This window comes from uncultured Sneathiella sp. (genome assembly GCF_963976355.1).
Lineage (GTDB): Bacteria > Pseudomonadota > Alphaproteobacteria > Sneathiellales > Sneathiellaceae > Sneathiella.
Genome location: NZ_CAXBKA010000003.1, coordinates 301,182 through 311,931 on the forward strand (window position 1 = coordinate 301,182; position 10,750 = coordinate 311,931).

17 protein-coding genes are annotated in these 10,750 nt (G+C 60.8%); 4 read left to right on the forward strand and 13 right to left on the reverse strand.

Going from position 1 to position 10,750, the window contains the following annotated elements; genetic code table 11:
• The first annotated feature begins 41 nt into the window (after positions 1-41).
• Both AAC599_RS08450 and tcuA read left to right on the forward strand, forming a co-directional pair.
• The gene (locus AAC599_RS08450; RefSeq protein ID WP_340149965.1) at positions 42-929 is read left to right on the forward strand and encodes an NAD(P)-dependent oxidoreductase; all 888 of its coding nucleotides are present in this window, start codon (positions 42-44) and stop codon (positions 927-929) included.
• Positions 929-2,422: an FAD-dependent tricarballylate dehydrogenase TcuA gene (gene tcuA, locus AAC599_RS08455; RefSeq protein WP_340149966.1), complete on the forward strand. Its 1,494-nt coding sequence runs from the start codon at positions 929-931 to the stop codon at positions 2,420-2,422. The genes AAC599_RS08450 and tcuA overlap by 1 nt, the downstream gene beginning before the upstream one ends.
• 80 nt (positions 2,423-2,502) lie before the next feature.
• Here tcuA and AAC599_RS08460 read toward each other — a convergent pair whose 3' ends face one another.
• From AAC599_RS08460 to AAC599_RS08475, 4 genes are read right to left on the reverse strand one after another with little or no spacing between them, the layout of a single operon-like run.
• Positions 2,503-2,688: a hypothetical protein gene (locus AAC599_RS08460; RefSeq protein ID WP_340149967.1), complete on the reverse strand. Its 186-nt coding sequence runs from the start codon at positions 2,686-2,688 to the stop codon at positions 2,503-2,505.
• A 3-nt stretch (positions 2,689-2,691) separates the two neighbouring features.
• Complete coding sequence (locus tag AAC599_RS08465; protein ID WP_340149968.1) at positions 2,692-3,015, reverse strand: hypothetical protein; 324 nt, start codon at positions 3,013-3,015, stop codon at positions 2,692-2,694.
• Positions 3,012-3,188, reverse strand: a complete 177-nt coding sequence (locus tag AAC599_RS08470) for a hypothetical protein (RefSeq protein WP_340149969.1) — start codon at positions 3,186-3,188, stop codon at positions 3,012-3,014. The genes AAC599_RS08465 and AAC599_RS08470 overlap by 4 nt, the downstream gene beginning before the upstream one ends.
• Positions 3,185-3,649: a hypothetical protein gene (locus tag AAC599_RS08475; protein WP_340149970.1), complete on the reverse strand. Its 465-nt coding sequence runs from the start codon at positions 3,647-3,649 to the stop codon at positions 3,185-3,187. Before AAC599_RS08475 ends, AAC599_RS08470 begins: the two co-directional genes overlap by 4 nt.
• Positions 3,650-3,694: 45 nt before the next feature.
• Here AAC599_RS08475 and AAC599_RS08480 point away from each other — a divergent pair, with 45 nt between their 5' ends.
• Positions 3,695-4,867, forward strand: a complete 1,173-nt coding sequence (locus tag AAC599_RS08480; RefSeq protein ID WP_340149971.1) for a hypothetical protein — start codon at positions 3,695-3,697, stop codon at positions 4,865-4,867.
• Between the two features lie 3 nt (positions 4,868-4,870).
• On the opposite strand, the gene AAC599_RS08485 is transcribed toward AAC599_RS08480, so the two are convergent.
• From AAC599_RS08485 to AAC599_RS08495, 3 genes are all read right to left on the reverse strand, one after another.
• Entirely contained in the window at positions 4,871-5,800 is a 930-nt protein-coding gene (locus AAC599_RS08485; protein ID WP_340149972.1) for a 2-dehydropantoate 2-reductase, read from the reverse strand.
• Between the two features lie 82 nt (positions 5,801-5,882).
• Complete coding sequence (locus tag AAC599_RS08490; protein WP_340149973.1) at positions 5,883-6,626, reverse strand: hypothetical protein; 744 nt, start codon at positions 6,624-6,626, stop codon at positions 5,883-5,885.
• Positions 6,627-6,727: 101 nt separating this feature from the next.
• On the reverse strand, positions 6,728-7,168 hold the full coding sequence (locus tag AAC599_RS08495) for a hypothetical protein (RefSeq protein WP_340149974.1): 441 nt from the start codon (positions 7,166-7,168) through the stop codon (positions 6,728-6,730).
• Between the two features lie 263 nt (positions 7,169-7,431).
• On the opposite strand from AAC599_RS08495, the gene AAC599_RS08500 reads away from it, so the two are divergent.
• Positions 7,432-8,085 carry a LysE family translocator gene (locus AAC599_RS08500; RefSeq protein WP_340149975.1) on the forward strand — a complete coding sequence of 218 codons (654 nt, stop codon included), beginning with the start codon at positions 7,432-7,434 and terminating at the stop codon, positions 8,083-8,085.
• A gap of 21 nt (positions 8,086-8,106) precedes the next feature.
• Here the strand turns inward: AAC599_RS08500 and AAC599_RS08505 are convergent, their stop codons facing one another.
• Genes AAC599_RS08505 through AAC599_RS08530 form a run of 6 tightly spaced genes read right to left on the reverse strand, consistent with a single transcriptional unit; the run spans position 8,107 to position 10,750 of the window.
• On the reverse strand, positions 8,107-8,439 hold the full coding sequence (locus tag AAC599_RS08505) for a hypothetical protein (RefSeq protein WP_340149976.1): 333 nt from the start codon (positions 8,437-8,439) through the stop codon (positions 8,107-8,109).
• A gap of 12 nt (positions 8,440-8,451) precedes the next feature.
• Positions 8,452-9,120 carry a lipase family protein gene (locus AAC599_RS08510; RefSeq protein ID WP_340149977.1) on the reverse strand — a complete coding sequence of 223 codons (669 nt, stop codon included), beginning with the start codon at positions 9,118-9,120 and terminating at the stop codon, positions 8,452-8,454.
• Positions 9,117-9,320 carry a hypothetical protein gene (locus AAC599_RS08515; RefSeq protein WP_340149978.1) on the reverse strand — a complete coding sequence of 68 codons (204 nt, stop codon included), beginning with the start codon at positions 9,318-9,320 and terminating at the stop codon, positions 9,117-9,119. Before AAC599_RS08515 ends, AAC599_RS08510 begins: the two co-directional genes overlap by 4 nt.
• Positions 9,321-9,339: 19 nt before the next feature.
• Positions 9,340-9,558: a hypothetical protein gene (locus AAC599_RS08520; protein ID WP_340149979.1), complete on the reverse strand. Its 219-nt coding sequence runs from the start codon at positions 9,556-9,558 to the stop codon at positions 9,340-9,342.
• Positions 9,545-9,907: a hypothetical protein gene (locus AAC599_RS08525; protein WP_340149980.1), complete on the reverse strand. Its 363-nt coding sequence runs from the start codon at positions 9,905-9,907 to the stop codon at positions 9,545-9,547. The genes AAC599_RS08520 and AAC599_RS08525 overlap by 14 nt, the downstream gene beginning before the upstream one ends.
• Positions 9,908-9,931: 24 nt before the next feature.
• Positions 9,932-10,750, reverse strand: a complete 819-nt coding sequence (locus tag AAC599_RS08530) for a hypothetical protein (RefSeq protein ID WP_340149981.1) — start codon at positions 10,748-10,750, stop codon at positions 9,932-9,934.

The window sequence follows — 10,750 nt, forward strand, 5'->3', positions numbered from 1 at the left end:
TGCCCCCTTCCCCGTCCCGTCCATAACAAAGGAACAACAAGATGGGCAATGTCGATACAATCGGATTTATCGGTCTCGGTGTCATGGGAGAGCCCATCTGCCGGAACATGACAGGGGCGGAGCTCGGCCCGATGGTGGTGTTCGATCTCGCGGCGGAGCCCGTAGCGCGGCTTGAGGCCGATGGCACCCGCGCCGCCGCCTCCGTCGCGGAGGTCGCGAAAGCCGCCAATATCATCTTCCTCTCCCTTCCCGGCGGAGTAGAGGTGGAGAAAATCATTCTCGGGCCGGACGGCCTGCTGGAACATGGACGCAAGGGGCAGATCATTGTCGATATGAGCACCTGCCCCGTCGCCATTGCGCGAAAGGCTGCGGCGGCGCTTCAAGAAAAGGGCATGATCTTCGCCGATGCGCCGGTCGCCCGCACCCGCCAGGCAGCCATCGACGGCACCTTGAGCATCATGGTCGGCTCCGATGAGGAAACGTTCGAGACCTTGCGTCCCTATCTCGCCGCCGCCGCGACCGACATCACCCATTGCGGCGGGGTCGGCACCGGGCAGGTCCTGAAACTGCTCAACAACATGCTGCTGATCCAGTCCGTCGTCGCCCTAGGCGAGGCCCTCACGATAGGCGAGCGCGCGGGCGTCGATCGCGCGCTACTGGTCGAGACGCTTTCGAAAGGATCGGCGGACAGCTTTGCGCTCCGCAACCATGTGAAGAAGGCGATGCTGCCGCGGGAATTTCCCGTCGGTGCCTTCGGCACGGATTACGCCACCAAGGATATAACCTACGCCCTTGAGCTGGCGACCGATGCCAGGGTCAAATCTCCCGCCGGGGAACTGGCAAAAGAGATGCTGGAGAAAACGAGCGCGGCGGGCTATGGCGCGGAATATTTTCCGGTGCTGCTGAAACTGATCGAAGGGGAGAGATAATGGCCGAGAGCCGGTATGATGTTGTTGTGGTCGGGGCCGGAAACGCGGCGCTCTGTGCCGCCTTGAGCGCGGAGGAAAACGGCGCGAAAGTCCTCGTCCTTGAATGCGCGCCGGAGGATTTGAGCGGCGGCAACTCCCGCTTTACCGCCGGCGCCATCCGCTTCGCCTACAACGGCCTTGACGACCTTCTCGCGGTCATGCCGGACCTGACCGAGACGGAAATCGAGACGACGGATTTCGGCACCTATACGGAAGATCAGTTCTTCGACGACATGTTCCGCGTAACCCAGCACCGGACCGATCCGGACCTCTGCGAAGTCCTTGTGCGGCAAAGCTTTCACACCATCCGCTGGATGCGGGAAAAGGGCGTGCGCTTCGTGCCGATCTACGGGCGGCAGGCCTTCAAGGTGGACGGGAAATTCAAATTCTGGGGCGGGCTGACGGTGGAGGCCTGGGGCGGTGGTCCGGGACTGGTGGACGCGCTCCTGAAATCGGCCGGAAACTACGGCATCGATGTCTGGTATGACGCCCGCGCGCTGGAGCTTCTGACCGATGGCACTGCCGTCAGTGGCGTAAAAATCCGCCGCAAGGGCAAGATCGAGGCGGTTTCCGCAAAATCCGTCATCCTCGCGGCGGGCGGTTTTCAGGCGAACACGGAAATGCGCACCCGCTATCTCGGGCCGAACTGGGATCTCGCAAAGGTTCGCGGCACCCCCTATAACACCGGCGACGGTATCCGCATGGCGATGGACATCGGGGCGAGCAGCGCGGGCAACTGGTCCGGCTGTCATGCCGTCGGATGGGAGCGCAATGCGCCCGAATTCGGCGACCTTGCCGTCGGCGACGGGTTCCAGAAACATTCCTATCCCTTCGGCATCATCGTCAATGCAAAGGGCGAGCGTTTCGTCGATGAAGGGGCGGATTTCCGCAACTATACATATGCAAAATACGGCCGCGAAGTGCTGGCCCAGCCCGGCCATTTCGCCTGGCAGATTTTCGATGCGAAGACCCTGCACCTCCTGCGCGACGAGTACCGCATCCGTGAGGTAACAAAAGTCTCCGCCGACAGCATTGAAGGACTGGCTAAAAAGCTTGAAGGGGTGGATCCGGAAGGCTTTATCGCGACGGTCAAGGCCTATAACGCAGCGGTTGAGACCGATATTCCCTTCAATCCGAATGTAAAGGACGGGCGCGCGACAAAAGGCCTCTCCGTGCCCAAGAGCAACTGGGCCAACCAGCTTACCGACGCCCCGTTCGAAGCCTATGCCATCACTTGCGGCATTACCTTCACCTTCGGGGGCTTGCGCATCGATACGGACGCACAGGTCCAGAGCACGGACTACACACCTATTCCCGGCCTGTTCGCCGCGGGAGAGATGGTCGGCGGGATATTCTATAACAACTACCCCGGCGGCACCGGCCTCATGAACGGCGCCGTCTTCGGCAAGATCGCCGGCAAATCGGCGGCGGCGTATATAGGCAGCAAAAGCTGACCTGACGGCGCAATTAGCCTGTGCTTAGCGCAGTATCAGATCAAGAAAGGGAGGCCGGTTAGAGCCTCCCTTTTTGTTGGTCAGGTCGCTTTTTCAAGCGCGGCGTCGATGACGCGGCGGAGGTCGGTGGCCTCCTCCCCCACATGGTTGAGGATGGTGTCGACATCGGCCTGGGAGAGCTCGCCTTTTTGCGCCCGGAGCGCGGCATTGACGAGGAAGGCGCCGCCCTCCAGGAGGGCGAGGATGGAAGCGGAGGTAATGGTCATGACTCAGCTCCTTTTTCCGCTGTCCGCCTCGGCGGCGAGCCGCGCCTCCAGCAGGATCACCGACTGCGCGCTCAGGCGGCTGAGTGCCGCCGCATAGTCCGCATCGCCGGTGCAGCTTTCCTCCACCACCACGCTCGCCGCTCGGATACGCGCAAGCGTCGCCGCATTGTCAATTGTCCCGTCGAGGATGAAGTTCTTGACAATGCCCATGGTGGTCGCCAGCCCGTCGCAGGTGAGCAACAGCTGATCGCGCGCGGAAAGCTGGCTGAACGAGGTACTGCAGGCCGCCAGCATCAGCATCAGCGCGGCAAGGACCGCGCCCTTCATTTCTGTGCCTCGGTCGTGATGGCGGCGCGGATGGTCATGGCGGTGAGCGCGGCGAACACCGCCTCGATCATGTCCTGCATTGCGATTTCATCGAGCAGATAGCTGCCCACCGCCGCGACGATCGCGAGGAACGCCGTGACATAGGTTTTCTTGCCTTTCAAATAGTCCTTCATGAGTAAGGTCCTTCCGTTAGGGGATGGGCGCATTCCAGATATTTCGCCACCGTGCCGCGCCCGAGCGGGGTGTTGTAATGCCTCTTCCAATAGGCGGCCTGCCCTTCGAAATCCGCCGGGATCGGTTCCGGCACCCGCCAGTAATGGATGCGGCAGATCGCCGTGGCGTATCGCAGGTTCCAGACAAGCTGGGACGCCTCCGGCACGCCCTCCCCCGCCATCAGCAGCCGGAGCCGCCGGAGAAGCACGGGGCGCCGCCCGAGATAGCAAAGAATGTCGTCATAGGTCGCCGGTTCGCACTGATAGAAACCGAGCGCCGGCCCGCCGATCTGGCGGAGATGGCGAAAGCCGCTTTCGACCAGCCCGGTGCCGAGAAGGAGGTTCTCCGCATTCACACCGCCCATCTGCAGGACGTTTAATGTCGGACGGATGATGAGGTCGCGTAAATCCCGGATTTGCATGGCATTGCTCCGTCGTGAAGGCCGTAAACTGAAGGAAATAAATGCATGGAGAATGAGTCTTCCACGGCATCGCCCGCCGCGCGTCCGGGGGCGTTCCGCCGTCTTATCCGCGGGACCACCACGCCGCTTGCCTCCATCTTCGGGAGCGGCTTTCTGGTGGTCGTCTCCCTGCTGGCGAGCACGGTCGGCCCCTATTCCCTGTTCGCCATCATCGGGATCTGCGCCTTCGCCTATGCAATCGGATGGGTGATCCGCCATAACATCCGCCATGTCGAACCCGCCCTTGCCGCCGCATCGCCGCCGCGTACGGTGCGCCTGCTGGAACAGCTCTCCGACATCACGCTCATCCCGGCCTATATCATTTCGGTGACGCTGTATTTGCGGATTATGGCATCCTACGTCCTCGGCTATTTCGAGGCCGATGCGGAAGTCTATGAGAGGCTGCTGACCAGCGGGATCATCATTGCCATTCTCCTGATCGAACTGACGAAAGGCCTTAAAATCCTGGAAGGGCTGGAACGATGGACCCTGATCATCACGCTCGCCATTATCTTCCTCATGATCGGCAGCTTCGCACTTTACAATGCGGCGGCCATCACGGCGGGCACGCTGATCCTGCCGGACCTGCCCGATCATTCCCTCTGGCAGACCATCACCATTCTCTGCGGCATCCTGATCGTCGTGCAGGGGTTCGAGACAACCCGCTATCTCGGCGACGAGCTGGATGCGGATACGCGCATCCGGGCCAGCCGGAATTCACAGATTTTCTCCGCCGCCATCTATATCCTGTTCATTCTGGTGGCGACGCCGCTGATGCATCTGTTCAGCGGGGAGGCCAAGGGCAACGGCCTGATCATGCTGGCCGCCGAGGTTGCCGCCTGGCTGGTCGTGCCGCTGGTTTTTGCCGCCGTTTTCAGCCAGTTCGGCGCCGCCATTGCCGAGGCCATCAGCGCGTCCGGCAATATCATGGAGCTAACCCGCCACCGCCTCACGACAAGCGTGACCTATGTCATCATCTGCGGCCTTGCCATCGCCCTCACCTGGACGGCGGATACATTCGAGATTCTGGCGCTCGCCTCGCGGGCCTTCGCCTTTTACTTTTTCCTGCAATGTCTCGTTGCCTGTACTGTCGCCGAGAAAAAAGGGCGCAAGGCCGCCTTCGCGATCCTCGCCGCCCTTCTACTCTTTATCACGATCTTTTCGGTGCCCGCGGGCTAAGGCTCAGCCGCGGCCATCCTTGTGCGAAAGCAAGAGCGCATAGGCCATGTCATGGAACGGGCTTTCCAGGCCAAGGCGTTTGCTCTCCCGGCAGAGCCAGCCGATGATGCTCTCCAGCTCCAGCGGCTTGCCCCGCTCCAGATCCTCGAGCATCGAGGCGCGGGTCGCCGGGTTGGTGGCGGTGACCGCGAAATGCAGCTTCTTCTCCGCGATATCCGGATCGATACTGACGCCTTTCGCCTCGGCAAGTGCCGTCACCTCCTTCATTGCTTTCAGGAACAGCGCCTGCATTTCGGGCGAGTCGCGCCAGCCACCGATGGATTCCCGCGTCAGGCAACCGACCGCGTGAAACGGCGCGAGAACGACATATTTCTCCCAGATCTGCGGCATCGGTTCTTTGAGCGCATGGGCATCCGTTCCCTGGGACTGAAGCGCCGCCGCAATCTCGTCATGCAGGGTCATGTCGCGGGGCTCATACGGTCCGAAGACGGAGCGGGTCAGGCTGCCGGTGCGGGTGATCTGGCCCGGTGCCTCGACCACTGCCGGCACATAGGTAATCCCCGGCGAGACATGGTCAGTGCCATACATCTCCGCCAGCAGCTCGATCCCGTAGAGGCCGTTCTGCAGGCTGATAATCTCGGTTTCGGGGCCGATCATGGGGCGCATATCCGCCGCCGCCTGATCCGTGGACTGTCCCTTCACCGCGAACAGCACCGCATCGCAGACGCCAAGCGTTGCCGGATCGTCGGACACAGCCGCAAAATGCACCGTCTCGACACCGTTTTCCGAGGTGATGGTGAGGCCGTCTTTTAGCAGCGCATCGCGGGTTTTCCCCCGCGCCAGCACGACGACCTCCATGCCGGCCTTGACCAGCTGCGCCGCGAAATAGCCGCCAATGGCGCCCGCCCCGATAATTCCGATTTTCAGTGACATTTCCTATCCTTCTTCTTCTGGTTAGCGCACCGGTCTTCAGGATACGGTAGGAAAAATAACCGCGCCCGGCAAGCGCCAAACGTCAGTAATCCTGCCTCACCGGCTGTAGGCCGATCGTTTCCCGATAGAGGATCGAGACGAAGGAGATGAAAACCGCCAGCACAAAGGGCATGATCAGGAAGCTGGACAGCAGGAAGAACAGCATGCCCGCAAGGTCCGGCTTGTTCAACAGGACCAGCAGCAGCATCGGCATATATATCAGGACATAGAGCCCGACCACCGCCACGATCGACAGCAGGAACGTCCCGACAAGCGAGAAAAACATCTCCAGCACCGATTTGGCAAAGTCGGTTATGGCCAGCGGCTGATCCAGCGCAATCGCCGGGAAGACGAACATCAGCGGCATGAAACAGAGCAGCAGCAGCGCAACGAACAGGACAAGCGACGCGCCCGAGCCATCGCCGCCACCCGCCACATAAATCCGCGCCAGAATATAGGTGATGACCACATAACCGATCAGCGCCCCGGCGTATTTGATCTCGCGCAGGCCGAAGTGAAGACCGAACCCGGCATTTTCGCGTTCGAATCCCAGCAGGGTATAGCGGCTCCAATAGACAGCGAAGATCGCATAGAGCAGTTCGTTGATAACAAGGCGGAAATAATCGGCGGAGGCCAGGATATTCGTCTCCAGCCAGGACACGAGCCCCGTCATCATGACAACCGGCACCGCCCGGACCAGACAGGGCCAGCGATGGTGAATCACGAAGCGAAAGGCCTCCAGAAGGCAGGCTGTCGGCTTGACCGGGCGCGTTAGTTCCATGTCCATGACAATAGGGCCGATCCCCTAACTATTCTTTAATCAGGGCATGACGGTGCCCGACTAGCGGCCCGAAACCGGCAAAGAATCCCCTTACCGCGCGGCCCGGTTTATTTTTTTAGTTGCTTTTCCCGTGCCTCGGCCCGCAAATCCGCAAGAGAGCGACGGCGGCGGCGACCGAGATAGGCAATCCCGACAAGTGCCGCGCCGAACAGCATCAGACCGGTGGTCGACAGGCTGTCGGATGACAAGGCGCCCTTCCCCAGACTCTTCTCTCCCTGCCCCGAAAAGGCAAGGGCGCCCGTTTTCGCAACCTTATCTTCCGCTGAGGGAAACAGCCAGGCAACGACCGTGCCAAAACCGCTATCCGACGTTTTTAGTTCGTCGTTGCAGGTGGCCTGCTCCTGTATGGACAAGGGTTTCAGACAGTCGTTGGGAGACGCCGCCGCATGGCCCGTCCTGGCAGCCCCCGGCCCCAGGGCAACAGCCACACCGATAGCAAGGCCCGTTAAAATCGCAGTAAATCGCGTTTTCTGAAGGTGAACAGACATGGAAAGCCCCATTAAAAATCAATTTTCGATCAGTTGATCGTTTGAAAAGCAACTGTTGGAAATACAACAAAAAAGGGAATTTTTTGATTAGTATGCACGAATTTTACCACGAATTCACACGAATACCAGTGGTTTTTCGCTTATGGTTAACGAAAATCCACAAAATCCCAAAAAGTCCCTCAAAGCTGCTTTCGCACACTGCAGGCAGTGACACGGCCTTCCCAAGCCTGAAAAGTTACATAGCGATCCTTTGTGACGATAATGTGAAAAAGCGATTGTGGGACGCTCCGATTGTGGTAATTTACGCCATGGAACAGCTTCTCTCCCTTGCCATCGTCAGCTTCGGGCTGGCCATCATTCCGGGGCCCAATGTCGCGCTGACGCTCGCGAATTCGGTGCGTTACGGGGCGTTGTATGGCCTCTGGACCGTCGCCGGAACCACAGTTGGCGTCGGGTTGCAGCTGCTTCTCGTGGTCCTCGGGATCGGTACGCTGCTGGAACTTGCCGCCGATATCCTCACCTGGATGAAATGGGCGGGTGTCCTGTACCTGCTCTATCTCGGCTACAGGAGCTGGTCCGCCCCGATCGACGATCTGTCCGCGATCAAGGCGGTCAAGGCACCGGTGTTCGGCCTGTTCTGGCGTGGCCTGATGGTGGCTATCCTCAATCCAAAGACGCTGATTTTCAATGCCGCGCTGCTGCCGCAATTCATCGCGCCCGAGGGGGATTATGTCTCGCAGCTGGCGATCGTCGCCTTTGTCTTCCTGACCGTTCTGACCTTTGTCGATATTCTCTGGGCAATGTTTGCGGGCGCCCTGCGCCCCCTGATGTTCCGGTTTCAAAGACTGCGCAACCGGATCACCGGGGGTTTCCTCATTGCCGCCGGTCTTGGCCTCGCCCTTGCTGAACGGAAGTGAGCAACCGGCGACGCCGCCACTTTAGTCCTCGAAATCCGGAAAGAGTCCTTCCGTCTCCTCATCGAGAAAGCCGCGCCCGCCGCGCCGGGGGTCGGAGAAATCGAGCTCACCCCGGCGGTTCAGATCGTCCGACCGCTCATCAAGGCGGCTTTCCTCCTCAAGTCCCGTCCGGGTGCGGGTCGTTTCCGTATCCCGCCAGATACAGCCCTGCAGGATTTCATGGGCCGGGAAATTGTCATTGGCCTCGACTTCCTCTCCGTCATAGGAAAGATAGGCCGCTTCGGCGCTTTCCTCGATAAAGGCATCACCGCCGAGATCCTGTTCCTGCTGATAGGCTTTGTGAACTAACGTCATCTTCCTGCTCCCTTAACTTTCCGGTTGTTGAACCTGATACTGCCCGCGCCGGCGCATCTTTAGGCCGGCGATATAGGCGCTGATCGAATGGCCGAAGCCCGGCAGTCGGACCGTCCGCCCGACATGCACATAGCGTTCCCGGCGGGCCGGACCGTCGCCCTCAACATCGCCGCTGAACGGCAGCCGCGCCAGCACGTCGCCGCGGTTGACATAGCGGCTGACGCGGATCGAGCGGGAATAACCGTCAGCAAACGCCTGATTGCCGATGCGTGGGCTGGCGAAGGCATGGACCCGCTCCACCTCCAGCACCATCGCCGCCAGCGTCGCCAGCGCCCCGCCCATGGAATGGCCGGTCAGCACCACATCGGTGGCATCTTCAAGGCCGCGTCGGACCGCGCCGAGGATTTGCCAGAGGGCCTGATAATAACCTGCATGCACCAACCCCTCCCCGATCCAGGGGATCAGGTTTGTCGAGAGGTTGCTGCGATAGCTTTTGACTTCGCGCCCGAACAAAGACGTGCCGCGAAAGGCGACGACCGTGATCCCGTCCTTGCTGCCGATCCAGGCGAAATGCTCCCGGCTTTCAATCGGCAGATAGCTGTAGCCGAGCCGCTGCGCCCGCATCGCGCCGTCCGGGTCATAGGCGATCTTGGCGCAGATGGCCGCTTCGAACGGACTCATCTGTCGTCGGCATTCTTGTTCTGGCCGACATTCCCGGCGATCAGGTTGAGGATCCGGAACAGCCGGTCGAGCCATTCCGCCTCCCATCGCGTCGGCGTCAGGGCCGTGAGGACCGTCGCCAGCGTGACAAGAAAGGCCAGCCCCTCGACTGCCAGCCTCAAGGCCTCCCGCCAGTCGAAATAAGTGACAAACGCGCCCACGGCATTGCTCCTTGTGAATTTACAGATTGAATGGCCGGAAATTCTGGCCAATCCAGGCGGCAAATGTGGTTAACGCCGCGACAAGGCTTCCTGTGATGCCGATAACTTTGAGCGCGCCGCGCCCCATGCTGACCTGCAGAGTGAGGCTTTTCACATCGTCGCGCAGTTCCACCATATCGAGGTGGAGATTCTCGATACGCACCCGCATGGCGCCGATTTCCTGCTCAAGATTGTCCATGGGTATCCTCCTGCTGATGCGGTGTTTGCGCGGGCGCTGTCGCGGGCTGGCGGGTGATCCGCTCAGGCCGCACCCGTTGCGCGTTCCAGTATTCGCCGGTGGCTTTAAGGCAGCTCTGACCGCTCGCATCGGTTTCGGTCAGCGACCATCTGTCCCGCGATTTCGTCGCGAATATCTCGGTCAGCACCCCGCGGTTATCGAGGCCCTGCGCGATCAGCAGCTCGCCATATTTCTGCGCCATATGCAGGCGCAGCTCGCTCCGCGGCAGGCACAGGCCAGCAGCCCCGGCGGTGGCGGCGGACAGAAAAAAAGCGGCCCCGAGGACCGCCGCTCTCATGGCATATTTCATGATGTCTCCCTTCCCTCTCATGGCTTATTCCACGGCCTGGATGCTGAACCAGGTCGCGACATTGCTCTCGATGCTGCGGCTCGATCCGCTGTCCTGCCAGGCAACCATCTCGAAATAATCGCCGGGGCTGACGGCCAGCACCGGCGAGACAAAGCTCTGCATGGTAAAATGGGTTTGCGCGCCCAAATGCTGGAACGGCCGCCCGTCATAGGCGGTGGAGCCGTTTTTCTGCACAAGTATCTCCCGCGTGCCCGATGTGTTGCTGTCCCAGCGCGCCTGGCCACTGATGATCACCTTGCTGACACCGCTCGGCACCGTCAGGCGGCTGTTGTTGGTGCTATTGTCGTGATAGCCGTCGGTGTCAAAGCTCTCGCCGCCCCAGCTCAGGACGACGTTCGAGTTGTTGGCGATCGTCTGGTTGGCGCTCAGCTTGACCAGTGCTCCGGCATGGCCGCCACCGCCGCCGCCCTCCGATGTCGTATCGCTGAGGCCGAGCACATCCAGCCCGTCGCAATAGAAGAGCCGCGTCTCCCCGTCCAGCACCTGCCCCGCCGCGCCGGTGGCCGTCTTGACGGTCGCCGTCTCGCCGCTGCCATTGGTGACCATGAAGGGGCGCTTGATACCCGGAATGATGAAATTGAAGGCCCCTGCCGGGGTGCCGCCGATGACATGATGCCAGGCGGTGCGGAACTCGGCGTCGGTGAGGGTTACGTCGCCCGCGCTCGGGTCATGATCCGCGATCTCGTCACATAGCGCGGATTCCAGCTTCGCATCCGCATCGTTGGAGGTGACATAGGCGAGCGCCTGGCTCTCGGCGATTTGCGGTAAATCCAGTTCTGACAT

Coding starts and splice junctions, on each gene's coding strand:
- AAC599_RS08450 (WP_340149965.1), top strand. CDS start 42: ATGGGCAATGTCGATACAATCGGATTTATCGGTCTCGGTGTCATGGGA.
- AAC599_RS08485 (WP_340149972.1), bottom strand. CDS start 5,800: ATGTCACTGAAAATCGGAATTATCGGGGCGGGCGCCATTGGCGGCTAT.
- AAC599_RS08480 (WP_340149971.1), top strand. CDS start 3,695: ATGGAGAATGAGTCTTCCACGGCATCGCCCGCCGCGCGTCCGGGGGCG.
- AAC599_RS08460 (WP_340149967.1), bottom strand. CDS start 2,688: ATGACCATTACCTCCGCTTCCATCCTCGCCCTCCTGGAGGGCGGCGCC.
- AAC599_RS08490 (WP_340149973.1), bottom strand. CDS start 6,626: ATGGACATGGAACTAACGCGCCCGGTCAAGCCGACAGCCTGCCTTCTG.
- AAC599_RS08495 (WP_340149974.1), bottom strand. CDS start 7,168: ATGTCTGTTCACCTTCAGAAAACGCGATTTACTGCGATTTTAACGGGC.
- AAC599_RS08465 (WP_340149968.1), bottom strand. CDS start 3,015: ATGAAGGGCGCGGTCCTTGCCGCGCTGATGCTGATGCTGGCGGCCTGC.
- tcuA (WP_340149966.1), top strand. CDS start 929: ATGGCCGAGAGCCGGTATGATGTTGTTGTGGTCGGGGCCGGAAACGCG.
- AAC599_RS08525 (WP_340149980.1), bottom strand. CDS start 9,907: ATGAAATATGCCATGAGAGCGGCGGTCCTCGGGGCCGCTTTTTTTCTG.
- AAC599_RS08520 (WP_340149979.1), bottom strand. CDS start 9,558: ATGGACAATCTTGAGCAGGAAATCGGCGCCATGCGGGTGCGTATCGAG.
- AAC599_RS08510 (WP_340149977.1), bottom strand. CDS start 9,120: ATGAGTCCGTTCGAAGCGGCCATCTGCGCCAAGATCGCCTATGACCCG.
- AAC599_RS08475 (WP_340149970.1), bottom strand. CDS start 3,649: ATGCAAATCCGGGATTTACGCGACCTCATCATCCGTCCGACATTAAAC.
- AAC599_RS08505 (WP_340149976.1), bottom strand. CDS start 8,439: ATGACGTTAGTTCACAAAGCCTATCAGCAGGAACAGGATCTCGGCGGT.
- AAC599_RS08470 (WP_340149969.1), bottom strand. CDS start 3,188: ATGAAGGACTATTTGAAAGGCAAGAAAACCTATGTCACGGCGTTCCTC.
- AAC599_RS08530 (WP_340149981.1), bottom strand. CDS start 10,750: ATGTCAGAACTGGATTTACCGCAAATCGCCGAGAGCCAGGCGCTCGCC.